The organism is Massilia sp. 9I, assembly GCF_902506415.1.
GTDB lineage: Bacteria > Pseudomonadota > Gammaproteobacteria > Burkholderiales > Burkholderiaceae_D > Telluria.
In genome coordinates, this window is sequence record NZ_LR733275.1 from 3,049,212 (window position 1) to 3,075,069 (window position 25,858).

At 60.0% G+C, this 25,858-nt stretch carries 19 protein-coding genes and 4 tRNA genes; 5 read left to right on the forward strand and 18 right to left on the reverse strand.

The window, feature by feature from the left end:
* Positions 1–98 precede the first annotated feature (98 nt).
* Positions 99–461, forward strand: a complete 363-nt coding sequence (locus GV068_RS13675) for a hypothetical protein (RefSeq protein ID WP_159698578.1) — start codon at positions 99–101, stop codon at positions 459–461.
* Between the two features lie 108 nt (positions 462–569).
* Positions 570–1,847 carry a HEPN domain-containing protein gene (locus tag GV068_RS13680; RefSeq protein WP_159698581.1) on the forward strand — a complete coding sequence of 426 codons (1,278 nt, stop codon included), beginning with the start codon at positions 570–572 and terminating at the stop codon, positions 1,845–1,847.
* 278 nt (positions 1,848–2,125) lie between these two features.
* Here GV068_RS13680 and GV068_RS13685 read toward each other — a convergent pair whose 3' ends face one another.
* The 18 genes from GV068_RS13685 to GV068_RS13770 all read right to left on the reverse strand — a co-directional run bounded on the left by GV068_RS13685 (position 2,126) and on the right by GV068_RS13770 (position 23,634).
* Positions 2,126–3,196: a GTP pyrophosphokinase family protein gene (locus GV068_RS13685; RefSeq protein WP_159698584.1), complete on the reverse strand. Its 1,071-nt coding sequence runs from the start codon at positions 3,194–3,196 to the stop codon at positions 2,126–2,128.
* A 381-nt stretch (positions 3,197–3,577) separates the two neighbouring features.
* On the reverse strand, positions 3,578–7,825 hold the full coding sequence (gene rpoC, locus GV068_RS13690; RefSeq protein WP_159698587.1) for a DNA-directed RNA polymerase subunit beta': 4,248 nt from the start codon (positions 7,823–7,825) through the stop codon (positions 3,578–3,580).
* Positions 7,826–8,050: 225 nt separating this feature from the next.
* Positions 8,051–12,160 carry a DNA-directed RNA polymerase subunit beta gene (gene rpoB, locus GV068_RS13695; RefSeq protein WP_159698590.1) on the reverse strand — a complete coding sequence of 1,370 codons (4,110 nt, stop codon included), beginning with the start codon at positions 12,158–12,160 and terminating at the stop codon, positions 8,051–8,053.
* Positions 12,161–12,456: 296 nt separating this feature from the next.
* The gene (gene rplL, locus GV068_RS13700) at positions 12,457–12,834 is read right to left on the reverse strand and encodes a 50S ribosomal protein L7/L12 (RefSeq protein WP_159698593.1); all 378 of its coding nucleotides are present in this window, start codon (positions 12,832–12,834) and stop codon (positions 12,457–12,459) included.
* Between the two features lie 63 nt (positions 12,835–12,897).
* A complete protein-coding gene (gene rplJ, locus GV068_RS13705) occupies positions 12,898–13,428 on the reverse strand; it encodes a 50S ribosomal protein L10 (protein WP_159698596.1) in 531 nt (176 codons plus the stop codon).
* A 273-nt stretch (positions 13,429–13,701) separates the two neighbouring features.
* Positions 13,702–14,397, reverse strand: a complete 696-nt coding sequence (gene rplA / locus GV068_RS13710) for a 50S ribosomal protein L1 (RefSeq protein WP_159698599.1) — start codon at positions 14,395–14,397, stop codon at positions 13,702–13,704.
* Positions 14,397–14,828, reverse strand: a complete 432-nt coding sequence (gene rplK / locus GV068_RS13715; protein ID WP_020653552.1) for a 50S ribosomal protein L11 — start codon at positions 14,826–14,828, stop codon at positions 14,397–14,399. Before rplK ends, rplA begins: the two co-directional genes overlap by 1 nt.
* 109 nt (positions 14,829–14,937) lie before the next feature.
* Positions 14,938–15,552: a transcription termination/antitermination protein NusG gene (nusG, locus tag GV068_RS13720; RefSeq protein WP_159698602.1), complete on the reverse strand. Its 615-nt coding sequence runs from the start codon at positions 15,550–15,552 to the stop codon at positions 14,938–14,940.
* Positions 15,552–15,941 carry a preprotein translocase subunit SecE gene (secE, locus tag GV068_RS13725; protein ID WP_159698605.1) on the reverse strand — a complete coding sequence of 130 codons (390 nt, stop codon included), beginning with the start codon at positions 15,939–15,941 and terminating at the stop codon, positions 15,552–15,554. Before secE ends, nusG begins: the two co-directional genes overlap by 1 nt.
* A 36-nt stretch (positions 15,942–15,977) precedes the next feature.
* Positions 15,978–16,053, reverse strand: a tRNA-Trp gene (locus tag GV068_RS13730).
* Between the two features lie 99 nt (positions 16,054–16,152).
* Positions 16,153–17,343, reverse strand: a complete 1,191-nt coding sequence (tuf, locus tag GV068_RS13735; RefSeq protein ID WP_159698375.1) for an elongation factor Tu — start codon at positions 17,341–17,343, stop codon at positions 16,153–16,155.
* 85 nt (positions 17,344–17,428) lie between these two features.
* Positions 17,429–17,503, reverse strand: a tRNA-Thr gene (locus tag GV068_RS13740).
* A gap of 35 nt (positions 17,504–17,538) precedes the next feature.
* Positions 17,539–17,612 (reverse strand) — tRNA-Gly (locus tag GV068_RS13745).
* A 36-nt stretch (positions 17,613–17,648) separates the two neighbouring features.
* Positions 17,649–17,733: transfer RNA gene (locus GV068_RS13750), tRNA-Tyr, on the reverse strand.
* Positions 17,734–17,997: 264 nt separating this feature from the next.
* On the reverse strand, positions 17,998–19,524 hold the full coding sequence (locus GV068_RS13755; protein ID WP_308637215.1) for an HDOD domain-containing protein: 1,527 nt from the start codon (positions 19,522–19,524) through the stop codon (positions 17,998–18,000).
* Positions 19,525–19,560: 36 nt separating this feature from the next.
* Positions 19,561–21,252, reverse strand: coding sequence for a tetratricopeptide repeat-containing response regulator (locus GV068_RS13760; protein ID WP_159698608.1), 1,692 nt, complete (start codon positions 21,250–21,252; stop codon positions 19,561–19,563).
* A gap of 156 nt (positions 21,253–21,408) precedes the next feature.
* On the reverse strand, positions 21,409–22,395 hold the full coding sequence (locus tag GV068_RS13765; protein WP_159698611.1) for a J domain-containing protein: 987 nt from the start codon (positions 22,393–22,395) through the stop codon (positions 21,409–21,411).
* A 90-nt stretch (positions 22,396–22,485) separates the two neighbouring features.
* Positions 22,486–23,634, reverse strand: a complete 1,149-nt coding sequence (locus tag GV068_RS13770) for a class I SAM-dependent methyltransferase (protein ID WP_159698614.1) — start codon at positions 23,632–23,634, stop codon at positions 22,486–22,488.
* A gap of 32 nt (positions 23,635–23,666) precedes the next feature.
* Here GV068_RS13770 and GV068_RS13775 point away from each other — a divergent pair, with 32 nt between their 5' ends.
* The 3 genes from GV068_RS13775 to ttcA are packed head-to-tail and all read left to right on the forward strand — an operon-like array spanning position 23,667 to position 25,787.
* Positions 23,667–24,458 carry an SDR family oxidoreductase gene (locus tag GV068_RS13775; RefSeq protein ID WP_159698617.1) on the forward strand — a complete coding sequence of 264 codons (792 nt, stop codon included), beginning with the start codon at positions 23,667–23,669 and terminating at the stop codon, positions 24,456–24,458.
* Positions 24,459–24,468: 10 nt separating this feature from the next.
* Positions 24,469–24,867: a dihydroneopterin aldolase gene (locus tag GV068_RS13780; RefSeq protein ID WP_159698620.1), complete on the forward strand. Its 399-nt coding sequence runs from the start codon at positions 24,469–24,471 to the stop codon at positions 24,865–24,867.
* Complete coding sequence (gene ttcA, locus GV068_RS13785) at positions 24,864–25,787, forward strand: tRNA 2-thiocytidine(32) synthetase TtcA (protein WP_159698623.1); 924 nt, start codon at positions 24,864–24,866, stop codon at positions 25,785–25,787. The genes GV068_RS13780 and ttcA overlap by 4 nt, the downstream gene beginning before the upstream one ends.
* Positions 25,788–25,858 lie beyond the last annotated feature (71 nt).

Here is a 25,858-nt window from a genome sequence, read left to right on the forward strand (position 1 = left end):
CCGGGTTCCGGGCTGCGTTTTCGGGCGAGGAGTCGATCTAGAATGGCCTCTTGTGCCGCCGGCATTGGCCCGGCTGGCTTTTCAGCGAAAGGAATCCTGTGAACCCTTCCACCCTGCTCGTCGCCCTGCTCGGCCTGCTGGCCGCCTCCCTGGTCCATGCCCACGAGCCGTCCATGTGCACCTCGATGTGCAGCTCCGAGAAGCAACAATGCACGAGCCGCGCGGCGAAACTCGCCGTGTTCGACAGGAAGCCCTCATTGGAGGAAACGAATCCGTTCGCCCGGACTGCGGACGGTCTCGGCCAGGTGTCGTCGGAGGCCGCACGCGCGAACGAGCGCCGCGCGGCACAACAGCGAAGCAGCGAACGCGCGGCCGCCTGCAACGCGAGCTACAAGCGCTGCACGAGCGCGTGCGCGCCGGCGGACCCTCCCGTCACCAAGCAAGCTACGTCGACGAATTGAACTGACCTGCCAATCATGCTATGCGTCGCCATGACTGCCCATACGGCGGTTCGGGGGACTCGAATCTAGCCCTATACTAGTTAATTTAAAAAATCAAAGTGAGATCCTGTGAAAAGCGAATACCTTATAACCTTTGACTCGAAAGATGGGATCTGCACTAGTGTAGACAAGTTCAAAAATTTGCTTGCCTCTCATACATCCATTTCGCTTAATAAAAAAGAAAAAATTGGATTTAACGGCAGAGATTTCCCTTATCAGTTAGCGCAAGGTACATTAACTGACGGTTCGCTTTATTATGACCTAACAATTGAAGATACAGAGCCAAGCGAACGAGAGATATACACTAGCTTACTCAAGGAGGTAAGGCGCATTTGCGCCAAAATTAGCGGTAGAAATATCATTGTGCTTCACGATGGGGTTGGGGAAGACTATTGCCAAGCCGGCTATCCAATAATTTACAAAACAGAAAATTTAATGCGTAAACTAATTGCAAAATTCATGGCGATTAGCATTGGATACGACTGGAGCGACGCCTCCACCCCTAAAGAGGTACTGGAGTCAGTTCGAAGCGACGGAAGAAAAGAAAAGACGAATTTTCTTCAAGAAGTTGATTTCATTCAGCTATCTAACTTTCTTTTCAAAAAATATACCAAATCAGATGCAGCAAGATTTATCGATTCACTCAAAGAGAAAGGTGATGACGAGATAATTAAGGTGGGCGATCTGAAACATTATTCGCCCTTTACCAACTGGGAAAAGTACTTTGCAAAAAAAGTCAACTGCGATTCAGAATATCTTCGAACGAGATGGGAGCGTCTTTACGAGTATAGATGTAAAATCGCCCATTGCAAAGGGCTTTCGAAACAAGAATTCGAAGATCTGACGCAAATCAGTTCGGACATTTGCGAAAAAATTCAGGCAGCGTTAGACTCAATTGGCGACGTCCATGTTGAGGGTGATGAGCGAGAAGAACTAGCAGAAAATTTTAGTGGCGCTGCAAGCAAAAGTGCTGCGGACTTCATAGCAAAATACAACAGGCTGGCAGAGCTAATCCAGTTCGTTTGCCTAGCTGCGTCAAATGAATCGGATATGTACACCAAACACGAAGCAAATAAGACGAACATTCGGATGCAGTCGAGATATCTATGTTCGGTGAAGGGCCTAATAGATAAAGATATGGTCGCGCTTATCAACCACGCGCAGACCTTTAGAAATAAGGTCGTTCACCAAGTGGGGATTTCGGATATTAGCGAATCTGAGCTAGTCGAGCAAGCGTCTGCGATAGATCTAGCGCTGGAAACGATCGGATCGCTCAATTTCCCACACGTGGAGAAAATGAAAGGTGTGGACCTTAGGAGTAGCTCGAGTCAACAAGAGGTAATGTAGCTTAGGCTCAAGATAACGCCAGAGGCATTGAAGCGCGCTCATGAGAAATGTTTGTGATGTGGTTTTAAATCCTACAGACCTCTATTTCTCACCCTACGGCTGTCGTTTGAATACTGTGTTCTTTTCAGGTAGGTCTGAATAGCTCCGCCCCCCGAGTATGATCAAGCCTTAAATGCATTCGTGATTAGACAACCCGTTGTCTGCAGGATTATCCTCTTGCATTTGTTGCTAGTACCAATTTTATTAGTTAAGTCCCAGACGCTCAGGTTGTCCGAAAATTAAACATCTGAAATTTTCGAAGTAGCTAACGCAACGCGAATCTTTTCGGTTAGGTCTGTCCTGAATGACATATGCTTTAAATATGACTGTAAATGTTCAGGATCCGGAGATTTCGCAGCCAAGAAAAATCCCAAGTATAAAATTGACAGGCCACTTCCTACAGATGTGCCCGGAGTAAACTGCTGCTGAGTTGTCCATGCTTTAGCGAAAGCTTCAATTTCTTCAGAGCTTCTTGCTAACATGCGATTAAGCTCTGCTACGGTGTCTATTTTAAAATAGTTCAATATGTCAAGCATCGCTGTAACATTACTGCTATCCTGAACTATTTTCCATTCAGTCAGGTCAGCCAATCGCTGATCCATAGTTTGTATAAGCGGATTACTTCCAACGAATGCCATCAATGTATCTTTATTGATATCCGCCGTCTCAGAGCGAACATTGACTTCCTCGAGTGCAGCAGCATTATATTGATGAAGCTGATCTCTGATTGCGACAAACTCGGAATCCGCCAATTCAAGCAATCCAGAAAGCCGAGAGAAACGGCGGCGAATATCTTTTGGGACGGCGAGAATTGATTTATAACCTAAGTCGTGTTCAATTTCAGCCCATGCATGTTGCAATATGGACCTCGTTTGGATTTCTAGCTTCAAATCTTCGAATCGTCGGTATTCAAGCAAAGCGCATCTATCTTTTGATATTTGGACGACATGATGCGTAGACATATATCCGAAGCGGTCTGGATCAAGCAGGCTTCGCTTGTCCACGGAATTCACCGCGTCAGCATTGAACTCGGCCACTAAGATCTTCACTACTTTGTCAACATCATCTTCAAAATATGTGGTGATCCTGACCGCAGCTATATCGGTGATATCATTGATTGAGCTATAGGTTACTCCTGGCTTAGCAAGTTTTTTTGCTAAACTCTGCCGATCTTTAGTTCGATGTGTAACACTATGTACATTAATTCCATTAGCCGACAATATTTCTTGAATTAGCGACGCAACCTTCGCGGTGAATGTTTTATATAATTCCTTATTCTCATCATAGACCGCCAATATTTCTTCGCTCACTAGTTACCTCAATGTTATCTTTAGCTAGCAAACAACGGGCAACATTTGCTTTGCTTCGCGGTTAATATTAATGCTATTGAACACTAGGTTGCTTAATACAACTTCTTAATGAATTGGCTGGACACATTATTGCGTATTCTGCAAGAGCTAGACGCAGTATTCAAGTCTCTATCCATAATGTTGAAAATGGTCGCTGCGCGGTGCGCTTGAATTCCTTGGAAACATAACGGATACCGCTGAATAAATATTGCGTCGTTGACTATACGATAAGCCTATCATCTAGACGTTGAGCGTGCAACGGATGTGTAACTCTAGGATTCGGCCAAAAAAAACGGCGCCCCTCGGGGCGCCGTTCTCATTTCAGCTTAGTAGCTCAGACGATCACTCGCCATCACCATGATGCTGCTCGACCGAAGCCGCGGCATTCTGCTGGTCTTCCATCGCCTGCAGTTCGGCGGCCATGTTGGCCTTCTCCTGCTGCAGCAGTGCCTGGCGCTCTTCCGCCTCCCACACTTCCTTCTCCTTGCGGGCGCGATGGAATGCCAGACCGGTACCGCCAGGGATCAGGCGGCCGACGATGACGTTTTCCTTCAGGCCGCGCAGACCGTCGCGCTTGCCCATGATCGCCGCTTCGGTGAGGACGCGGGTGGTTTCCTGGAACGATGCGGCCGAGATGAACGAGTCGGTCGACAGCGATGCCTTGGTAATACCAAGCAGCACGTTTTCGTACTGTGCCGGCAGCTTGTTGACTGCGTTGACCTTGTCGTTCTCTTCCAGCAGCTCCGAGCGCTCCACCTGCTCGCCGACGATGTAGTCGGTGTCACCGGCATCGGTGATCTGCACACGACGCAGCATCTGGCGAACGATCACCTCGATGTGCTTGTCGTTGATCTTCACACCCTGCAGACGGTACACGTCCTGCACTTCGTCCACGATGTAGCGGGCCAGCGCTTCGATACCCAGCAGGCGCAGGATGTCCTGCGGATCGGCCGGACCGTCGACGATCATCTCGCCCTTGTTCACCACCTGGCCGTCGTGCACCAGCACTTGCTTGTCCTTGGTAATCAGGAACTCGTGCTTGTTGCCGTCCATGTCGGTGATTTCCAGACGCTGCTTACCCTTGGTCTCCTTACCGAATGCCACGGTACCGGTGACTTCCGCCAGCATGCCCGCGTCTTTCGGCGAACGTGCTTCGAAGAGTTCGGCAACGCGCGGCAGACCACCGGTAATGTCGCGGGTCTTCTGCGATTCGGTCGGGATACGTGCCAGCACTTCGCCGACGGTCGCTTGCTGACCGTCCTTGACCATGATCAGCGCGCCGACCTGGAAGCCGATCGTCACGGCGTGTTCGGTGCCGGCGATCTTCACTTCCTGGCCTTCTTCGTTCAGCAGCTTGACCTGCGGACGCAGGACCTTGCCCGAACCGCGGCGCTTCGGATCGATCGCGACCAGGGTCGACAGGCCGGTCACTTCGTCCACCTGGCGAGCGACGGTAACGCCCTCTTCCACGTTTTCGAACTTGATCGTACCTGCGTACTCGGTAATGATCGGACGGGTCAGCGGATCCCAGGTTGCCAGGGCGGTGCCGGCTTTCACGGTCATGCCATCCTTGACGATCAGGGTCGCACCGTACGGCACCTTGTGGCGCTCGCGCTCACGGCCGTGGTCATCGGTGATCAGGACTTCGCCCGAACGCGAGATGACGATCTGCGCGCCCTTGCCGTTGGTGACGTAACGCATCGTGGCGGTGAAGCGCACGGTGCCGTTCGACTTGGCTTCGACCGACGATGCCACTGCTGCACGCGATGCCGCACCACCGATGTGGAAGGTACGCATGGTCAGCTGGGTACCCGGCTCACCGATCGACTGTGCTGCCACGACGCCAACGGCTTCGCCGGCGTTGACCAGCATGCCGCGGCCGAGGTCACGGCCGTAGCACTTGGCGCACAGGCCGAAGCGGGTGTCGCAGTTCAGCGGGGTGCGTACCTTCACTTCGTCGATGCCGACGCGTTCGATCTCTTCCACCATGTCTTCGTCCAGCAGCGTGCCGGCTTCGAACAGGGTTTCCTGGGTTTCCGGGTTCACCACGTCGGTGCCGGTCACGCGGCCGAGGATACGGTCGCGCAGCGGCTCGATGACTTCACCGCCTTCGACCATCGCCTTCATGTGCGTGCCGTTGGTGGTGCCGCAATCGTCCTCGATGACCACCAGATCCTGGGTCACGTCGACCAGGCGGCGGGTCAGGTAACCCGAGTTCGCGGTCTTCAGTGCCGTATCCGCCAGACCTTTACGAGCGCCGTGGGTCGAGATGAAGTACTGCAGAACGTTCAGGCCTTCGCGGAAGTTCGCGGTAATCGGGGTTTCGATAATCGAACCGTCCGGCTTGGCCATCAGGCCTCGCATACCTGCCAGCTGGCGGATCTGGGCTGCCGAACCACGGGCGCCCGAGTCGGCCATCATGTAAATCGCGTTGAACGATTCCTGGGTGCCTTCGGTGCCGTCACGCTTGGTGACCGGTTCCACTTTCAGCTGGTCCATCATCGCCTTGCCGACTTCATCCGAGGTCTTGCCCCAGATGTCGACGACCTTGTTGTAACGCTCGCCGGCGGTGACCAGACCCGAAGCGTACTGCTGCTCGATCTGCTTCACTTCCGCTTCGGCGGTCGCGATCATGCCCTTCTTGACGTCCGGGATCAGCATGTCGTCGACGGCGATCGAGATGCCGGCGCGGGTCGCCAGGCGGAAGCCCGACTGCATCAGCTTGTCCGCGAAGACGACGGTCGCACGCAGGCCGCACTTGCGGAACGACGTGTTGATCAGCTTCGAGATTTCCTTCTTCTTCAGGGCGCGGTTCAGCACCGAGAACGGCAGGCCTTTCGGCAGGATCTCGGACAGGATGGCGCGGCCGACGGTGGTCTCGTAGCGGGTCACGGTGCGGTCGAATTCACCCTCGGCGTTCTTCGGGTATTCCGTGATACGCACGGTGATGCGGGTCGCCAGCTCGACTTCCTTGTTGTCGTACGCGCGGATGACTTCCGACACGTCCGGGAACATCATGCCTTCGCCCTTGGCGTTGATCGCCTCGCGGGTCGCGTAGTACAGACCCAGCACGATATCCTGCGACGGCACGATCGACGGTTCGCCGTTCGACGGGAACAGGATGTTGTTCGAGGCCAGCATCAGGGTGCGCGCTTCCATCTGCGCTTCGATCGACAGCGGCACGTGGACTGCCATCTGGTCACCGTCGAAGTCGGCGTTGAACGCCGCGCAGACCAGCGGGTGCAGCTGGATCGCTTTACCTTCGATCAGGACCGGCTCGAACGCCTGGATACCGAGACGGTGCAGGGTTGGTGCACGGTTCAGCATGACCGGGTGTTCTTTGATGACCTCTTCCAGGATGTCCCAGACCACCGGTTCCTGGATTTCGACCAGCTTCTTCGCTGCCTTGATGGTGGTCGCGAGACCCATCAGTTCCAGCTTGTTGAAGATGAAGGGCTTGAACAGTTCCAGGGCCATCAGCTTCGGCAGGCCGCACTGGTGCAGTTTCAGCTGCGGACCCACCACGATGACCGAACGGCCCGAGTAGTCGACGCGCTTGCCCAGCAGGTTCTGACGGAAGCGGCCGCCCTTACCCTTGATCATTTCAGCCAGCGACTTCAGCGGACGCTTGTTGGCGCCGGTCATCGCTTTGCCGCGACGGCCGTTGTCCAGCAGCGAGTCCACTGCTTCCTGCAGCATGCGCTTCTCGTTACGCGTAATGATTTCCGGAGCGCGCAGTTCCATCAGGCGCTTCAGGCGGTTGTTACGGTTGATGACGCGGCGATACAGGTCGTTCAGGTCGGAGGTCGCGAAACGGCCACCATCCAGCGGGACGAGCGGACGCAGCTCCGGCGGCAGGACCGGGAGCACTTCCATGATCATCCACTCAGGCTTGATGCCCGAGCGCTGGAACGCCTCGAGCACTTTCAGGCGCTTGGCGTATTTCTTGATCTTGGCTTCGGACTTCGACTCTTTCAGCTCCACGCGCAGGGCTTCGGCATCGCGGTGGATGTCGATCGAGCGCAGCAGTTCACGGATGCCTTCGGCGCCCATGAATGCGGTGAAGTCGTCGCCGTACTCTTCGTACTTGGCGGCGTAGTCGTCTTCCGACATGATCTGGCACTTCTTCAGCGGGGTCATGCCAGGATCGGTCACGACGTATGCTTCGAAGTACAGCACGCGTTCGATATCGCGCAGGGTCATGTCCAGGACCATGCCCAGACGCGACGGCAGCGATTTCAGGAACCAGATGTGGGCGGTCGGCGAGGCCAGCTCGATGTGGCCCATGCGCTCACGGCGCACCTTGGCCAGCGTGACTTCGACGCCGCACTTCTCGCAGATGACGCCGCGGTGCTTCAGGCGCTTGTACTTGCCGCACAGGCATTCGTAGTCCTTGATCGGGCCAAAGATCTTGGCGCAGAACAGACCGTCGCGCTCAGGCTTGAAGGTGCGGTAGTTGATGGTTTCCGGCTTCTTGACTTCGCCGTAGGACCACGAACGGATTTTCTCGGGCGAGGCGAGGCCAATCTTGATGGCATCGAAGCTCTCGTTTTGCTGAACTTGCTTGAATAGATCGAGCAGTGCTTTCATGTATCACTCCAGGTGATTGAATTCTTTACTAGGTACTACTGCCGCCGCTTCTCGCCGATTTTCGCCGGCGTTTGCGTGAACCACTCACCCCTAAAACCGTCATCCCGGCGCAGGCCGGGATCCAATTTTCTACAACTAACAGCTGTAGTGGGCCCCGGCCTGCGCCGGGGCGACGTTCAAGGGCAGCAGGCCATGCCCGAAGGCTGGCGGCCATGCTGGCCCTGCTTAGTTGCGCTCGAGATCGATGTCGATACCCAGCGAACGGATTTCCTTCACCAGCACGTTGAACGATTCCGGCATGCCGGCGTCGATCACGTGATCGCCCTTCACCAGGTTCTCGTAAACCTTGGTACGGCCATTCACGTCGTCCGACTTCACAGTCAGCATTTCCTGCAGCACGTAGGACGCGCCGTAGGCTTCCAGTGCCCACACCTCCATCTCACCGAAGCGCTGGCCACCGAACTGGGCTTTACCACCCAGCGGCTGCTGCGTCACCAGCGAGTACGGACCGGTCGAACGGGCGTGCATCTTGTCGTCGACCAGGTGGTGCAGCTTCAGCATGTGCATGAAGCCGACGGTGACCTTGCGCTCGAATGCTTCGCCGGTGCGGCCGTCGTACATCGTGACCTGGTTCTTCGACGGGGTCATGCCGAGGTTGGCGGCGATGTCGTCCGGGAAGGCCAGATCCAGCATGCGGCGGATGTCGTCTTCGTGGGCGCCGTCGAACACCGGGGTCGCGAACGGCACGCCGTTCTTGAGGTTCGCTGCCAGGCTCAGGATTTCTTCATCGCTGAAGCTGTCCAGGTCTTCCTTGCGGCCGGTTTCGTTGTAGATCTTGCCCAGGAAGGTACGCAGGTCTTGCGCCTTCGCTTGTGCGGCCAGCATTTCGCCGATGCGCCAGCCCAGGCCCTTGGCTGCCCAACCGAGGTGGGTTTCCAGGATCTGACCGACGTTCATACGCGACGGAACGCCCAGCGGGTTCAGCACGACGTCGGCCGGACGGCCATCGGCCATGAACGGCATGTCTTCCACCGGCACGATACGCGAGACCACACCCTTGTTACCGTGGCGGCCTGCCATCTTGTCGCCCGACTGCAGGCGGCGCTTGACGGCCAGGTAGACCTTGACCATCTTCTGCACGCCAGGCTGCAGCTCGTCGCCTTGGGTCAGCTTCTTGCGCTTCTCTTCGAAGGCCAGGTCGAACTGGTGGCGCTTCTCGTTGATCGATTCCTTGATCGCTTCCAGCGCGTTGGCGGTGTCGTCGTCGGCCGGACGGATGTCGAACCAGTGGAACTTGTCCAGGTCCGCCAGGTAGTCGGCGGTGATTGCAGCACCTTTCGCCAGCTTCTTCGGACCGCCGTTGACGATCTTACCGATCAGCATGCGCTCCAGACGCTGGAAGGCGTCGCCTTCCACGATACGCATCTGGTCGTTCAGGTCCAGGCGGTAGCGCTTCAGCTCGTCGTCGATGATCTGCTGGGCGCGCTTGTCGCGCTGGATGCCTTCGCGGGTGAACACTTGCACGTCGATGACGGTGCCGACCATGCCCGAAGGCACGCGCAGCGAGGTGTCCTTCACGTCCGAGGCTTTTTCGCCGAAGATCGCGCGCAACAGCTTCTCTTCCGGGGTCAGTTGGGTCTCGCCCTTCGGGGTGACCTTACCGACCAGCACGTCGCCGGCTTGCACTTCGGCGCCGATGTACACGATGCCCGATTCGTCCAGGCGCGCCAGCTGGTTCTCGGCCAGGTTCGAGATGTCGCGGGTGATTTCTTCCGCGCCCAGCTTGGTGTCACGTGCGACCACCGACAACTCTTCGATATGAATCGAAGTGTAGCGGTCGTCCTTGACCACGTTTTCCGAGATCAGGATCGAGTCTTCGAAGTTCAGGCCGTTCCACGGCATGAAGGCCACCAGCATGTTCTGGCCCAGAGCCAGTTCGCCCAGGTCGGTCGAGGCGCCGTCGGCGATGACGTCGCCGCGAGCCACGCGATCGCCCACTTGCACGATCGGACGCTGGTTGATGTTGGTGTTCTGGTTCGAACGGGTGTACTTGATCAGGTTGTAGATGTCCACACCGACTTCGCCAGCCTGTGCTTCGTCATCGTTCACACGAATCACGACACGGCCCGCGTCGATGTAGTCCACCACGCCGCCGCGCAGGGCCTGCACGGTGGTGCCCGAGTCGACCGCAACGGTGCGCTCGATGCCGGTACCGACCACGGCCTTTTCAGGACGCAGGCAAGGCACGGCCTGGCGCTGCATGTTGGCGCCCATCAGTGCACGGTTCGCGTCATCGTGCTCGAGGAACGGAATCAGCGAAGCTGCAACCGACACGATCTGGCCCGGGGCCACGTCCATGTACTGGATGCGTTCCGGCGAGACCAGGATCGTTTCGCCGGCTTCACGCGCCGACACCAGTTCGTCGACCAGCTGGCCTGCTTCATTGATCGCGGCGTTTGCCTGCGCAATGATGTAGCGGCCTTCTTCGATCGCCGACAGGTAGTGGATCTGGTCGGTGACCTTCGAACCTTCGACCTTGCGGTACGGGGTTTCCAGGAAGCCGTATTCGTTCAGGCGGGCGTACAGTGCCAGCGAGTTGATCAGGCCGATGTTCGGGCCTTCAGGCGTTTCGATCGGGCACACGCGGCCGTAGTGGGTCGGGTGCACGTCGCGCACCTCGAAGCCGGCGCGTTCGCGGGTCAGACCACCCGGGCCCAGGGCCGAGACGCGGCGCTTGTGGGTGACTTCCGACAGCGGGTTGGTCTGGTCCATGAACTGCGACAGCTGCGACGAACCGAAGAATTCGCGGATCGCGGCCGAGATCGGCTTGCTGTTGATCAGGTCGTGCGGCATCAGGTTGTCCGCTTCGGCCTGGCCGAGGCGTTCCTTGACGGCGCGTTCCACGCGCACCAGGCCGGCACGGAACTGGTTCTCAGCCAGTTCGCCGACGCAACGCACGCGGCGGTTACCCAGGTGATCGATGTCGTCGACTTCGCCGCGGCCATTGCGCAGCTCGACCAGGATCTTGATCACGGCCAGGATGTCTTCGTTCGACAGGGTCATGTCGCCCACGAGTTCGTCACGGCCGATACGGCGGTTGAACTTCATGCGGCCGACAGCCGACAGGTCGTAGCGTTCCGGGCTGTAGAACAGGCCGTTGAACAGGGCTTCCACCGATTCTTCGGTCGGCGGTTCGCCAGGACGCATCATGCGGTAGATCGCCACGCGTGCGGCGGTCTGGTCGGCGGTGTCGTCGGTGCGCAGGGTCTGCGAGATGTAGCCGCCCTGGTCCAGGTCGTTGGTGTACAGGGTCTGGATCGCCGACACATTGGCGTCGCGCAGCTTGCCCAGCAGCTCTTCGGTCAGCTCGTCGTTGGCCACGGCGATGACTTCGCCGGTGTCCTGGTCGACGATGTTCTTGGCCAGCACGCGGCCCAGCAGGTAGTCTTCCGGCACCGAGATCGACTTGATGCCAGCCGATTCGATGTCGCGCACGTGCTTGGCGTTGATGCGCTTGTCCTTGGTGACGATGGTCTTGCCCGACTTCGGATCGACGATGTCGAAGCGCGCGACTTCGCCGCGCAGGCGTTCGGACACGAACTCCAGCTCGCCGCCTTCATCGCGGAGATTGAAATTGTCGAAGACGAAGAAGTTCGCCAGGATCTGCTCCGGCGTCATGCCGATGGCCTTCAGCAGGATCGTCACCGGCATCTTGCGGCGGCGGTCGACGCGGAAGAACAGGATGTCCTTCGGGTCGAACTCGAAGTCCAGCCACGAGCCGCGGTAAGGAATGATACGAGCCGAGAACAGCAGCTTGCCCGACGAGTGGGTCTTGCCGCGGTCGTGTTCGAAGAACACGCCCGGCGAGCGGTGCAGCTGGGAGACGATGACGCGCTCGGTACCGTTGATGACGAACGAACCGTTCGTGGTCATCAGCGGCAGTTCGCCCATGTACACTTCCTGCTCTTTCATTTCCTTCACGACCGGCTTGGTCGGCGATTCCTTATCCAGGATCACCAGACGCACCTTGGCGCGCAGCGGCGACGCGAAGGTCAGGCCACGCTGCTGGCACTCTTTCACGTCGAACGCGGGGTCGCCCAGCACATAGGACAGGAACTCGAGGCGCGCAAAACCATTGTGCGACACGATCGGGAAGATGGAGGTGAAGGCGGACTGCAGGCCTTCATTCTTGCGGACGGACGGAGTGGCGTCAGCCTGCAAGAAATTCTCGTAGGATTCGAGCTGGGTAGCCAGAAGATAGGGAACGTTGTGAACGTTGGCGCGCTTCGCGAACGACTTGCGAATGCGCTTCTTCTCAGTAAATGAGTAGTGCATGGACACTCCGTGAGTGACAGAAAGGATGAGAATTCAGGAATTGCCAGTGGTGGAGCCACCACACGCAAGGCCTGAAGCCTCTGCTTTCCCGCCAGGTGATTAAGACAGCCGTACTGCTGTGTTACGATATTTCCGACTTCTGCTGCTGCGACTACTTGTGTTGCTTATCGGCACCTGACGCAAACGTTTGTTTCAGGGACGACAAAAGAGCCAAAGCCGCATCCCCTCCCTTTCGGCAGGCTTGCAAGCTTTGACTCCCGCGCTGGGCACCCCTTGGAGCGCCCAATGCAAATGGTTTACTTCAGATCGGCCTTGGCGCCAGCTTCTTCCAGCTTCTTCTTAGCGGCTTCAGCTTCAGCTTTCGGCAGAGCTTCTTTCACGGTCTTCGGTGCGCCGTCGACGACGTCTTTGGCTTCCTTCAGGCCCAGGCCGGTGATTTCACGGACGGCTTTGATGACGCCGACCTTGTTCGCGCCGACTTCGGTCAGCACGACGTTGAACTCGGTCTGCTCTTCAGCAGCAGCTGCGCCGCCGGTGGCGCCGCCAGCTGCCGGTGCTGCCATTGCAGCTGCCGACACGCCAAACTTCTCTTCGAATGCCTTGACCAGTTCGTTCAGGTCCATGACGGACATTTCGCTCACTGCGTTCAGGATATCGTCTTTGCTAATTGCCATTTGAAACTCCAAATATGTTGTGTGTGTAGTTCAGGTTGGTACTTGAGAAAAAAGGCGCGGCTATTAAGCTGCGGCGGTTTCTTCGGCTGCTGGAGCAGCTTCCGAACCTTCGCCTTTTTTCGCTGCCAGGGCAGCCAGACCACGTGCAAAGCCCGAAACCGGTGCCAGCATGACGCCCAACAGCTGCGAGATGAGGACTTCACGGGACGGGATGCTTGCCAACGCGGTAACGCCAGCTACATCGAGCTGCTTACCTGCGTAGTTACCGGCTTTCACGACCAGCTTGTCGTTGGTTTTAGCGAAGTCATTGATGACTTTTGCTGCAGCAACGGCGTCGTCCGAGATCGAGTAGATCAGCGGACCGGTCATGGAATCAGCCAGCGAGGCAAACTGCGTGCCTTCGACAGAGCGACGAGCCAGCGTGTTCTTCAGAACACGCAGGTACACGCCCTGGGCACGTGCGGATGCACGGAGCTTGGTCAAGTGAGCAACCTGGATGCCACGGTACTCAGCCACGACGATGGTTTGCGCGGTTGCTACTTTCGCGCTCACTTCTTCGACGACGACCTTTTTGTCATTCAGATTAAGACCCACGGTCAATCTCCTTAAATGATGCAAGCAACAGCGCCTGCATCGGTTCGAACACGGCGTCCGAAGTTAAGAAGCCAATCTGACGCGGATACATTCACGCAGCGTGGACTACAAAACTTGTTCGGGTACACCATCTGCGTTGGGTGGTCTATTAACCTCCGGCTCAACCTCTGCCATCGGCCCAACGGTCTTTGATTGCCTGCCGGAGCGGTGAATTGCCCCGACAGCCCAAAGATGCGCCTCGCGATGAACTGCGAGGACTTAATGCTTTAAATCTTAAGCAGCGATCGAAGCGTGGTCCAGACGGACGCCAGCGCCCATGGTCGACGAGATCGCGACGCGGCGCAGGTACACGCCCTTCGACGTTGCCGGCTTGGCCTTGTTCAGGGCTTCCAGCAGTGCCGACAGGTTGGTCTTCAGCTGCTCGTCCGAGAACGACTTGCGACCGATGGTGGCGTGGACGATACCAGCCTTGTCGGTACGGTACTGAACCTGACCGGCCTTGGCGTTCTTGACGGCGCCAGCCACGTCCGGGGTCACGGTGCCGACCTTCGGGTTCGGCATCAGGCCGCGCGGGCCCAGGATCTGACCCAGGGTACCGACGATACGCATGGTATCCGGCGAGGCGATCACGATGTCGAACGGCATGTTGCCGGCCTTGACCATTTCGGCCAGGTCTTCCATACCGACGATGTCGGCGCCGGCTGCTTTAGCAGCTTCAGCCTTGTCGCCCGAAGCGAAGACAGCGACGCGCACGGTCTTGCCGGTGCCTGCTGGCAGGACGACCGAACCGCGGACCACTTGGTCCGACTTCTTCGGGTCCACGCCGAGCTGGATCGCGACGTCGATCGACTCGTTGAACTTGGCGGTGGCGAATTCCTTGACGATCGACACAGCGTTGTCGAACGCGTAGACCTTGTTACGGTCCACTTTTTCTTTCATTGCTTTAACGCGCTTGGACAGCTTAGCCATTACACACCCTCCACCGTGATGCCCATCGAACGTGCCGAGCCGGCGATGATACGCACTGCGGCGTCCATGTCGGCGGCGGTCAGGTCCGGCTGCTTGGTTTTTGCGATTTCTTCAGCCTGGGCACGGGTCAGCGTGCCAACCTTGTCGGTATGTGGCTTCGGCGAACCCTTGGTGATGCCAGCGGCTTTCTTGATCAGGTAGGTTGCCGGCGGGGTCTTCATCACGAAGGTGAAGGACTTGTCCGCGAAGGCGGTGATCACGACAGGAATCGGCATGCCCGGCTCGAAGCCTTGGGTCTGGGCGTTGAACGCCTTGCAGAATTCCATGATGTTCAGACCGCGCTGGCCGAGTGCCGGGCCGATCGGTGGGGATGGGTTTGCCTTACCGGCTGCAACCTGCAGCTTGATAAAGCCAATAATCTTCTTTGCCATGTCTGGCTCCTAAGTTGGCATTGAGTAGTAGCGCCCCACCACTACTACTCTGCGGCGGGGCTCCTCTTACCGGATTCCGCCTACTGCTGCGACGCTCCGATTCGGCGTTTTAGACTTTCTCTACCTGCCCGAACTCCAGCTCCACCGGAGTCGCGCGGCCGAAGATGGTGACAGAAACACGCACCTTCGACTTTTCGTAGTTGACTTCTTCGACATTGCCGTTGAAGTCGGTGAACGGGCCTTCCTTGATCCGGACTTGCTCGCCCACTTCGTACAGGACTTTTGGACGCGGCTTTTCGACGCCTTCCTGGACCTGCTGCATGATCTTGTCGATCTCGCGTGCCGGGATCGGCGTCGGCTTGTTCGACTTGCCACCGATGAAGCCGGTGACCTTGCTCGTGTTCTTGACCAGGTGCCAGGTCTCGTCCGTCATTTCCATCTCAACCAGGACATAGCCCGGGAAGAAACGACGCTCGGAGACGGCCTTGGTGCCGTTGCGCATTTCGACGACTTCCTCGGTCGGAACCAGGATCTGGCCGAACTGCTGCTGCATGCCGGCGCGCTCGATGCGCTCGGTCAGGGCGCGCATGACGCTCTTTTCCATGCCGGAGTAGACGTGGACGACATACCAGCGCTTGTTGTTCACCGGGACACTCACGGGAGCCGCACCAGCGTCTTGTGCCGGGACATCGCCCGGCACATTGTCTTGCACGTTATCGCTCATCAGTTTTTCCACCCCAGGATCACGTCGTACAACAGGAATTCAAGAATCTTATCCGTGCCCCAGAGGAAAATCGCCGTCACGACCACGAAGGCAAACACGATGCCGGTGATCTGGGTGGCTTCCTTACGGGTCGGCCAAACAACTTTCTTGGTCTCGCGCACGGACTCTTTGGCGAAGCTCAGGAAATCGCGACCGGTTGCGGAGGTCCACAAAAGCAGGACGGCAAAAACTAAACCAGCCACGAGGGCGCCGGCGGCGACCAAGGCTGGTTTGTTTTGGCCTTTCAGGTAAAAGAACCCGACAACGCCTGCAATCGTGGCAACCACCGCCAGGGCGACCTTGAACTTGTCATTCGAGGTGCTGACAGTTTGCACGGATTGATTGGACATCTTCTTTACTTTCGACGCCGAAGCATCAGAATTCGGTGGCAGGGGCGGAGGGAATCGAACCCGCGACCTTCGGTTTTGGAGACCGACGCTCTGCCAATTGAGCTACACCCCTACGAAAACTTCTCGCTGAATCCAGCATTATACATGGCACGCGCGTGCCAGGCAATGCTGATCGAGGGAAGCGTTGGCCCGCTTCCCTCTGTCTTGGCGATTAGGCCAGGATCTTGGCAACCACGCCGGCGCCGACGGTACGGCCGCCTTCGCGGATTGCGAAGCGCAGACCTTCTTCCATCGCGATCGGAGCGATCAGCTTGACGGTGATCGACACGTTGTCGCCTGGCATGACCATTTCTTTGTCTGCCGGCAGCTCGATCGAACCGGTCACGTCAGTCGTACGGAAGTAGAACTGCGGACGGTAGTTGTTGAAGAACGGGGTGTGACGGCCGCCTTCGTCTTTCGACAGGACGTAGATCTCACCGGTGAAGTGGTTGTGCGGCTTGATCGAGCCCGGCTTGGCCAGGACTTGACCACGCTGGACGTCTTCACGCTTGGTACCGCGCAGCAGCAGGCCGACGTTGTCGCCAGCTTGACCCTGGTCCAGCAGCTTGCGGAACATTTCCACGCCGGTGCAGGTGGTCTTCACGGTGTCGATGATACCGACGATTTCGATCTCTTCGCCGACCTTGATGATGCCGCGCTCGACACGACCGGTCACCACGGTACCGCGGCCCGAGATCGAGAACACGTCTTCCACCGGCATCAGGAAGGCGCCGTCGACGGCACGTTCCGGGGTCGGGATGTAGGTGTCCAGAGCTTCAGCCAGACGGATGATCGCGTCTTCGCCCAGTTCGCCAGCCTGGCCTTCCAGGGCCATACGAGCCGAACCCTTGATGATCGGCAGGTCGTCGCCAGGGAACTCGTACTTCGACAGGAGTTCGCGGACTTCCATTTCGACCAGTTCCAGCAGTTCTGCGTCGTCGACCAGGTCGCACTTGTTCAGGAACACGATGATGTACGGAACGCCAACCTGACGCGCCAGCAGGATGTGCTCGCGGGTCTGCGGCATCGGGCCGTCAGCGGCCGAGCACACCAGGATCGCGCCGTCCATCTGCGCAGCACCGGTAATCATGTTCTTGATGTAGTCGGCGTGGCCTGGGCAGTCAACGTGCGCGTAGTGACGGTTCGCGGTTTCGTACTCGACGTGCGCGGTGTTGATGGTGATGCCGCGTGCTTTTTCTTCCGGAGCCGCGTCGATCTGGTCGTAGGCCTTGGCTTCGCCGCCGAACTTCTTCGACAGAACGGTTGCGATTGCAGCCGTCAGGGTGGTTTTACCGTGGTCAACGTGACCGATGGTGCCGACGTTGACGTGCGGCTTGGTCCGTTCGAATTTACCTTTTGCCATTTGAGACTCCTAAGATCTAACGATTTTTTTGAGAATTACCAGGCACGACTGACGGACAAGCGCTACGGACTGCCGTACAAAATTCTGGTGCCCTTGACGTGGATTGAACACGTGGCCTCTCCCTTACCAAGGGAGTGCTCTACCACTGAGCTACAAGGGCTTATTTTTTGCGGTTAGAAATAACACCGCACTAACTGGAGCGGGTGAAGGGAATCGAACCCTCGTCGTAAGCTTGGAAGGCTTCTGCTCTACCATTGAGCTACACCCGCGAGGTACAACCTTTCAATTCCTTCGACTCTTCTTTTTGGTGGTGGGGGCTGGATTCGAACCAGCGTACTCAGAGAGGGCAGATTTACAGTCTGCTGCCTTTAACCACTCGGCCACCCCACCGCGAAGAACCGCAGAGTATGAAGCAAGCTCAACGTATTGTCAACTATGTTTCGGCAGACTTTGTCCGCTTCGCATAGCAGCGTTGCTTCGGGGCGTGATTGTAACGGGCAGGATGCAAAACCACAAGGGTGATTTCGCGAGAATTGTGGAGATGCGTTTTTCGTAGGGTGGGCGGGTCTCCCGCCCACGCGGCCAACGGTCGCTGGCAATATCACGAGCAATCAAATTTTGCCTGTCGCCGCGTGGGCGGCAAAGCCGCCCACCCTACGGAGCAAGCGCAGCGAGAACTTGGCCTTTAAGCGCCTTGATGAGCGCCGTTTCATCGGGCGGCACGCCCTCTTCCGCGGTCAACGTGCGGTCCGCATAGAACAGCCCCAGCTGCACCTTGCCCACCACCAGCGGCAGCACGATGAAGCTGCGTGCATCGCGCAGCAGCTTGCGGTGCCATTCGGGCAGCAGGTCGCGGATCTTCGGGCTCGATGCGTCCGAGATCATCAGGTCGGCGTCGTTTTCCATCGCCAGGTGGAACAGGTCGCGCGCCGAGGCCGCCGGGAAGGCGAAGCCGTCCTGCAGGCGCGCGCTGTCCTCGCCCAGCGCCAGGCGCGCCCGGTACTGGCCGCTTTTCGCGTCCTTCAGGCACACGGTCGCGAAGCGAAAACCGAGCGCACTGTAGAGCGTTTCGAGCACCGCCAGCACCACCTCGTTGACCTTGCCGCCCGAGGCGCGCATCTGGGTCACGTCCTGCACGCCCGCCAGCAGCAGGTCGCGTGCGTTCTTCGGCTTGCCGCTCGGGTGCGTTCCTTCCTGCTCTTCTTCGCCCGCATCCAGCGTGGCCAGCAGCAGCACGTTCGGCAGGCCGGAACCCTGGGTTTCGCTCTTCGGCGCCGGCTGCATGTTCATGCTCTCCAGCAGGCCGCGCATGCCCTCCTGCACCGCGGACATCAGGCCCAGCATGCGCTCGCGGTCGAGGTCGAGCGCGTTGCCGTAGCGGCCCAGCAGCGCCTGCGCTTCCAGCGAATTGGCCGGCTCGTGGGTCTTGGCCAGCAGGCGCGCCACGTCGAGGCTGAAGGCGGCGACCTGGCGCATCCATTCGCCGCGGTTGGCAGCCACCCGCACGGCGGTGGGCGGGAGCGAGGCCTGGGCGCGCACGATCACGTCCGGGATCTTCCATTCGGCCAGCACCGCCTGCGCCAGCGCGTCGTAGCTGCAGCCGAGGATCATCTGCGACGCCTGGCCGACGGTGTGCTTGCCGCCCGCGACCAGGGCGCTGATCTCGCGGTAGCGGTCGTGCTCGTGGCTGGCCACCAGCAATGGCGCCAGGTTCTTGAACAGCGCGCAGATCGCGGCTTCCTCGGCGCCCTGGAAGAAGCTGTGGCGCGCCATCTCGCGGCCGACCAGGCTGGCGCACAGGGCCGCTTCCAGTTCCACCCGCACGCTGCCGGCGTGCTCGCAACTGGCCAGGGCGTCGACCAGCAACATCGCCAGCGCCGTGGTTTTCACATTATCGAATCCGAGCAGCGAAATCGCGCGCGAGATCGTGGTGACCGGCGTGCTGGACGCGGTGCGGTACTGGATGGTGTTCGACAGGCGCAGGATGCGCTGGGTCAGCGCGGGGTCCGACACCACGTAATAGGCCAGGTCATGGGTGCCCTGGTCATCGCTCGAGGCCATCTCGACCACGCGGGCGATCGAGGCGCCGAGGGCGAACATCTCTTCGTCGCCGCACACCTTGTGCATCAGGGCCGCGCGCACGCGGCGGGTCGCGCCTTCCGGCGGAATGGAATTTGTCACTGCGTCAAGCATTGCGGCCATGGCCCGTCATCTTTCTTATGCCGCTTTTCCTGCGGTAGTGGCAGGGGCGGCGGCAGGGGCAGTCTTCTGGGCCGGTTTCACCTGGCGCCCCTGCGCGTTGCGTTCGTATTTCTTGAGTACCTGGTGGTGCAGCGCCGACAGCGCGCCCAGCTTCGGATTGCCCGGGTCGAGCCGGCGCACGTTGCCGATCAGGCTGACCGCCTGCTGGCCAAGCTTGTCTTCCCAGCCGTCATGCTCGAGGCAGCGCAGGGTCGCCAGCGCGGCGTTGAAGGCCACCGCCGGGTTGTTCGGCAGCTTGGCGGCCGCTTCCTGCATCAGGCTGACCGCGCCCTTGTAGTCGCCGCTACGCGCACGCGCGGCGCCGTCGGCCACCAGGTCGACCACGTGCTGGCGGCTTTCCTGCGCCAGCGTGCGGGCCAGGTCGGGGAAGCCCGCCTGCTCCAGCACGCCCATGGCGCGCGCCATGCCGGCGTCGTTCGGGGCGTCGCGCATCACTTCGCGCACCAGCTCGGCCCCGCCCTCTTCCATATTGTTTTCCAGGCAGGTGCGCGCCAGTTCGAGCTTCAGGTCGCTCGAGAGCGACGGCGCGTCCTGGCAGGCTTCCAGCGCCGTGGCCAGCGATTCGTTCAGGCGGGTTTCGTTGCCGGTATATTCATGCAGCAGCGCTGAGGAGATCGCGCTGCACAGGGTAGTGGCCGGGCGTCCGCCCATCGAGCGGTCGAGGTCGCGGATGACCGAGGCCGCGGCCACCGGGTCGCCCTTCTTGACCAGGGTGCGCACCAGCTTGACGTGGTCTTCGGGGTCGCGGAATTCGGAATACTTGGCCTTGGCGACCACCTGCTTGAGCGCCTTTTCGGCGGCCTCGGTGTCGCCCGCCTCGAAGGCGGTCTCGCCCAGGGTGCGCAGGCGCCGCACGGCATGCGGCGACACCGCCACCGCCTCGTTCAGCACCGCCTGCGACTTTCCCAGGTCACCCACTGCCGCATGGGTGCGCGCCAGCCAGTCGTAGGCGTCGACGAAGTTCTTGTTGGAGTCGACCAGCTCTTCCAGCATGCCCTTGGCTTCCTCGAACTGCTTGCGCAGGAACAGGGTCTTGGCCAGGCCTAATCTGGCCCAGGCGATGGTCTTGGCTTCGATGAGCTTGCGGTAGATCGGCTCGGCCTGGTCCGGCTCGCCCAGGAACACGTGCAGCTCGGCGCGCAGGCGCAGGAAGTCGACCGCGTAGCGCGGGTGCAGGCGCTCGCCCTCGATGCAGGCGTCGACCGCTTCGCGCTGGTCGCCCGCTTCCATCAGGATGTAGACCGGCATGAAGGCGCTGCGCTTGTCGAGGGCGCGCGCGATGCGGTCCAGCAGGCGGTCGGCGGTGAAGGGTTTCAGGATGTAGTCGGTGGGCGCCAGCTCGGCGGCGCTGACCACCTTGCTGTGGTTGCCCTCGGCGGTGACCATGAAGAACATGGTCGAGAGCGACATCAGCTTGTGGTGGCGCAGGTCCTCGAGCAGCTGCTGGCCGTCCTGGCCGCCCTCGAGGTCGTATTCGCACAGGACCATGTCGAAGCTGCGCAGCCCCAGGTGCTTGACCGCCAGGTTGGACGAACTGGCGTGCTCGATGCGCGTCAGGCCACACATGTTGAGCATGCTGTGGATGTTGGCGCGCATGCCCGCGTGGGGCTCGATGATCAGGGCCGTGAGGCCTTCCAGTTCGTTCATGTTTTCCGTAAGCCTGCGTTGGGCATGGGCGCAGCCGCTGCATGGGCTGGCTGCATCAGTCCAGTATATTACGGTTGGGAACTAAAATAGTTGAATCGGGTAAAGATCCCGACGCGACTTGCAGTTATTGCGGAGAAAAAACCACAGCGGCTGCGATCAGCCGCCCGGCGAAAAGGCAGCGGCTTGTCTCAATGGCACGCGGCGCCCGTTCAGGCACTCGGTCTTGCCGTCGTTGACGACGATGTTCTGGTAGCGGACTTCGTATTTCCCGGCGCTGAGCTTGTCGATCACGAAGTTCGCGTGCGCCAGCACATAGGCGTGGCGCACGTTCGAGCGGCGGTCGAGGTCGTACAGCTTGACGAACACCGGCGAGGCATTGGCGCTGTTGTCAATCTGGACCTGCATTTCGCTGCCGCTGTTGCCGACCGGGTAGCCCGGCAGGTAGCCGGATTCTTCCGGCCAGGGGTCGCCGCTGGGCGCGACCAGGGTTTGAAGGTCGGTGCCGCAGTCCGGCGCGCGCGCCGGCACCACCAGCTGGGTCACGGCCAGCGCCTTGATCTCCGGCGGCGGTTCCTTGCCTTCGCCGCCGAAGCGGCGCGCCCAGCCTTCGGTGCTGGCATCGGCGCCCAGTTCGTCGGGGCGGTCGGCGGCAGGCGCCGGCGTTGGCACCGGATCCGGCTTGCCGACCCAGGCCAGGGCCGCCGGCAGCTTGGCGCGTGGCTGTTCCGCCAGGTATAGGGAGGCGGCGGCGCCGGCCACGAAACAGGTCGCCAGGCCCAGCCACCAGCGCGGGTCGCGCATCAGGCGCGGGCGTGGGCGCGCCTGCACCTCGGGGACACGCGGCTCCCAGGCGTCAGGGCGCGGCGGGCGTCCCGGGGTTTCTTCTGCGCCGGTACTCTCCAGCCATTCCACTTCCCACTCTTCCGAGGCGATCCACTCGTCGTGCTCCTTGCGGCGCACCGGGTCGGACAGGGTGTTGTAGGCGGTGTTGACGATCGCCATGATGCGGGCGGCCTTTTCGTCGCCCGGGTTCTTGTCGGGATGGTATTTCTGGCTGAGGGCCTTGTATGCCGCACGAATGACTTCCGCCGGCGCGCCGCGCGCGACCTTCAGATTGTCATAGTGGGTGTGGATTCGGGCCATGTTCTCGAGAATGCGCCAGTTCGCCTTGGGAACAGGCAGGGTGGTACAGCTTAGCCGGATTTGTGTCCAGAACGCAAGATGTCAAAAATTCTACAAGCGATGAGTCCGGTCGGCCCGCACGATAGCATCCGGCAAGTCCACGTCCTGTCCCACCACCAGCACCTTGAACAATTCGCCCATTTCAGCCGGCGACACCAGCTTCTGCACCGCCTTCGATTGCGGCAGGAAACGCAGCGCATCCTGCGGATCCGTTTCCATCAGCAGTTCGCCGATGCCGCAGCCGAGCAGGAAGGAGGACTGGTTCATATAGGCGAGCACGGCCAGCCCGGCTTCCTGCGCGCTAAGGGCCATCGCGGTGAAGTCGACGTGAGCGGTAATGTCCTGCAAGCCCGGCAAATAGAAGGGATCCGGGTGGGAATGGTGGCGGTAATGGCACATCAGGGTGCCGCCCATGCGCTGGTCGAGGTAGTACTCGCGCGCCGGGAAGCCATAGTCGAACAGGAAAGCGGCGCCGCGCCCGCCCTTCATCATGGCGGCCAGCGAAGCCATGAAACCCTCGGCCACCGGGTGGATCTCGGTGAGATAAGCATCCGGCAGGAAATCGGCGTCCGGGATCTGGCGCGCGGCATGGAGCGCAAGTTCCTGCGGCAGTTCCTGCTGGACGTAAGCGAAGGCGCCATTCTCCACAGTGACCATCTGGCGCATCCAGCGGCCCTCCTTGCGCACGACCAGTTCGACCGGCATCGCGTCCAGCACCTCGTTGGCCAGCACCACGCCGCTAAACGACTCCGGCATGCCGTCCAGCCAGCGGACCTGGGGCAGGTCTTTCAGGGACTCCTGCTGGCGCGCCCGCAATTCGCCCGAGAGTTCGATGATGGTGTACGAGTTCACCTGCACGCCCATCCCGTCGAGCGCGGTGAGCACGTCGCGCGCCAGCTTGCCGGTGCCGGCGCCGAATTCGATGATGTCGGGCGCGCTTTGGGCGATAATAGCGGCTGCCGCGCGCGCCAGCGCCGCCCCGAACAGGGGCGAGATTTCCGGCGCGGTGGTGAAATCGCCGCTCGCACCGAGCTTGGAGGCGCCACCGCTGTAATACCCGAGCCGGGGCGCATACAGCGCCAGTTCCATGAACCGTGAAAACGCCATCGCTCCGCCGAGCTGTTCGATTTCGGCGGCGATCAAGTGTTGCAGGGATTGGGATGCGGCGAGCGCGTCGGGAGTAGGTGCGGGCATGGACATGCCGGCATTGTAGCGAAACCAAGCCAACACGAATGCCTTCGAACGATATGACCGCTACCAAAGTCGCACTGGTGACCGGCGCCGGGCGCCGCCTGGGGCGCGCGATCGCGCTCGGCCTGGCTGCTGCCGGCTGGGATATCGCCGTGCACTACCGCCATTCCGAGCGCGAAGCGCAAGAGACGGCGGACGCCGTCCGCGCCCTCGGCCGCCGCGCCGCGCTGTTCCAATGCGAGCTCTTGATTGAAGACGCAGTGCGCGCCCTGCCCGGCCGCGTGGCGGCGGAACTTGGCTTGATTACGTGCGTGGTCAACAATGCATCGTTGTTCGAATACGACAGTGCCACCAGCTTCTCGCCGGCCCTGTTGAATACCCATATGGGTGCGAACCTGACGGCGCCGCTGCTGCTGGCGCAGGCCCTGCACGCCGCCACGCCGGCGGGATCGCAGGCGGTGGTGATCAACCTGCTGGACCAGAAACTGTACAATCTCAACCCGGATTTTCTGTCGTACACGCTGTCGAAAGCGGCGCTGCATGCGGCCACCACGATGCTGGCCCAGGCGCTGGCGCCAACGGTGCGCGTGGTCGGCGTGGCGCCCGGCATCACGATGGTGTCGGGCGAGCAGAGCGAGGAAGGCTTCGCCCAGGCGCACCGCATGACGCCGCTGGGCCGTTCCTCGACCCCGCAGGACATCGCCGACGCGGTGGTGTATGCCGCCGGCGCGCGCGCCCTGACCGGCACCACGCTGCTGGTCGATGGCGGCCAGCATTTGATGGCCTCGAACCGCGACGTGATGTTCCTGACCGAACCCAAACAACTTACATAAGGCTTTACCCATGTTATCCGCCCTGATTCACCCGAGCTTGCGCGATTGCCGCCGGCTGTTCCTGCGCAACTACGAAGTGATGATCAACATCGGCGTGCATGACTTCGAGAAGAAGGCGGAACAGCGTGTCCTGATCAACGTCGACCTGTACATCCCGCTCGAGCAGTCGACCCCGAAGGCCGACCAGCTGTCGGAAGTGGTCGACTACGACTTCATGCGCGAGACCATCGCCAAGCGCATCTCGAAGGGCCACATCCACCTGCAGGAAACCCTGTGCGACGACGTGGTCAAGGCGATGCTGACCCACCCGCGGGTGCGCGCCGCACGGGTCTCGACCATGAAGCCGGACGTCTATCCGGATTGCGAAGGCGTGGGCGTGGAAGTGTTTTCGGTGAAGGAAGAAGCATGAGCGAAGCGGATCTCGACCAACTGAACCCGGACGCGCAGGCCAAGAAACTCGAAAAAATCGCGTACGAGAACAACAAGCTGCACAAGCGCCTGTGCCGCCTGGTGGGCCAGGCCATCGGCGACTTCAACATGATCGAGGACGGCGACAAGGTGATGGTCTGCCTGTCGGGCGGCAAGGACAGCTACGCCCTGCTGGACATCCTGATGACCCTGCGCGAGCGCGCACCGATCCACTTCGACATCGTCGCGGTCAACCTCGACCAGAAGCAGCCGAACTTCCCGGCCGAGATATTGCCGGCCTACCTCGAAAAGCTGGGCGTGCCCTTCCACATCGAGAACCAGGACACCTACAGCATCGTCAAGCGCCTGGTCCCGGAAGGGAAGACCACCTGCTCGCTCTGTTCCAGGCTGCGGCGCGGCATCCTGTACCGCGTGGCGGACGAGCTGGGCTGCAACAAGATCGCCCTGGGCCACCACCGCGACGACATCCTCGAGACCTTCTTCCTGAATATGTTCTTCGGCGGGAAGCTGAAGGGCATGCCGGCCAAGCTGGTGTCGGACGACGGCAAGCACATGGTGATCCGCCCGCTGGCCTATGTGAAGGAAGCGGACACCGAGCGCTATGCCGAAGTGAAAGGCTTCCCGATCATCCCGTGCGACCTGTGCGGCTCGCAGGAAAACCTGCAGCGCAAGCAGATCAAGGCCATGCTGCGCGACTGGGAAAAGAAGCATCCGGGCCGTGTGGAGAACGTGTTCTCCTCGCTCTCCACCGTGGTGCCGTCGCACCTGCAGGACCGCAACCTGTTCGGCTTCGTCGACCTGAAGACCGACGGCGTGCCGAATGCGCTGGGCGATATCGCGTTCGATGAAGAGCCGTGCTCGACCCCGGCGGCGAATACGATCTCGCTTACCCAACTCTAAGGTGTTCGGCTTCGCCGACCACCCTACGAAAATCAGGATCACAGGCAGAGGCATGCTACTCTGCCTTTTTT

Coding starts and splice junctions, on each gene's coding strand:
- rpoC (WP_159698587.1), bottom strand. CDS start 7,825: ATGAAAGCACTGCTCGATCTATTCAAGCAAGTTCAGCAAAACGAGAGC.
- GV068_RS13770 (WP_159698614.1), bottom strand. CDS start 23,634: ATGTCCATGCCCGCACCTACTCCCGACGCGCTCGCCGCATCCCAATCC.
- rplL (WP_159698593.1), bottom strand. CDS start 12,834: ATGGCAATTAGCAAAGACGATATCCTGAACGCAGTGAGCGAAATGTCC.
- secE (WP_159698605.1), bottom strand. CDS start 15,941: ATGTCCAATCAATCCGTGCAAACTGTCAGCACCTCGAATGACAAGTTC.
- ttcA (WP_159698623.1), top strand. CDS start 24,864: ATGAGCGAAGCGGATCTCGACCAACTGAACCCGGACGCGCAGGCCAAG.
- rpoB (WP_159698590.1), bottom strand. CDS start 12,160: ATGCACTACTCATTTACTGAGAAGAAGCGCATTCGCAAGTCGTTCGCG.
- GV068_RS13780 (WP_159698620.1), top strand. CDS start 24,469: ATGTTATCCGCCCTGATTCACCCGAGCTTGCGCGATTGCCGCCGGCTG.
- rplK (WP_020653552.1), bottom strand. CDS start 14,828: ATGGCAAAGAAGATTATTGGCTTTATCAAGCTGCAGGTTGCAGCCGGT.
- nusG (WP_159698602.1), bottom strand. CDS start 15,552: ATGAGCGATAACGTGCAAGACAATGTGCCGGGCGATGTCCCGGCACAA.
- GV068_RS13765 (WP_159698611.1), bottom strand. CDS start 22,395: ATGGCCCGAATCCACACCCACTATGACAATCTGAAGGTCGCGCGCGGC.
- GV068_RS13760 (WP_159698608.1), bottom strand. CDS start 21,252: ATGAACGAACTGGAAGGCCTCACGGCCCTGATCATCGAGCCCCACGCG.
- GV068_RS13775 (WP_159698617.1), top strand. CDS start 23,667: ATGCCTTCGAACGATATGACCGCTACCAAAGTCGCACTGGTGACCGGC.
- rplA (WP_159698599.1), bottom strand. CDS start 14,397: ATGGCTAAGCTGTCCAAGCGCGTTAAAGCAATGAAAGAAAAAGTGGAC.
- tuf (WP_159698375.1), bottom strand. CDS start 17,343: ATGGCAAAAGGTAAATTCGAACGGACCAAGCCGCACGTCAACGTCGGC.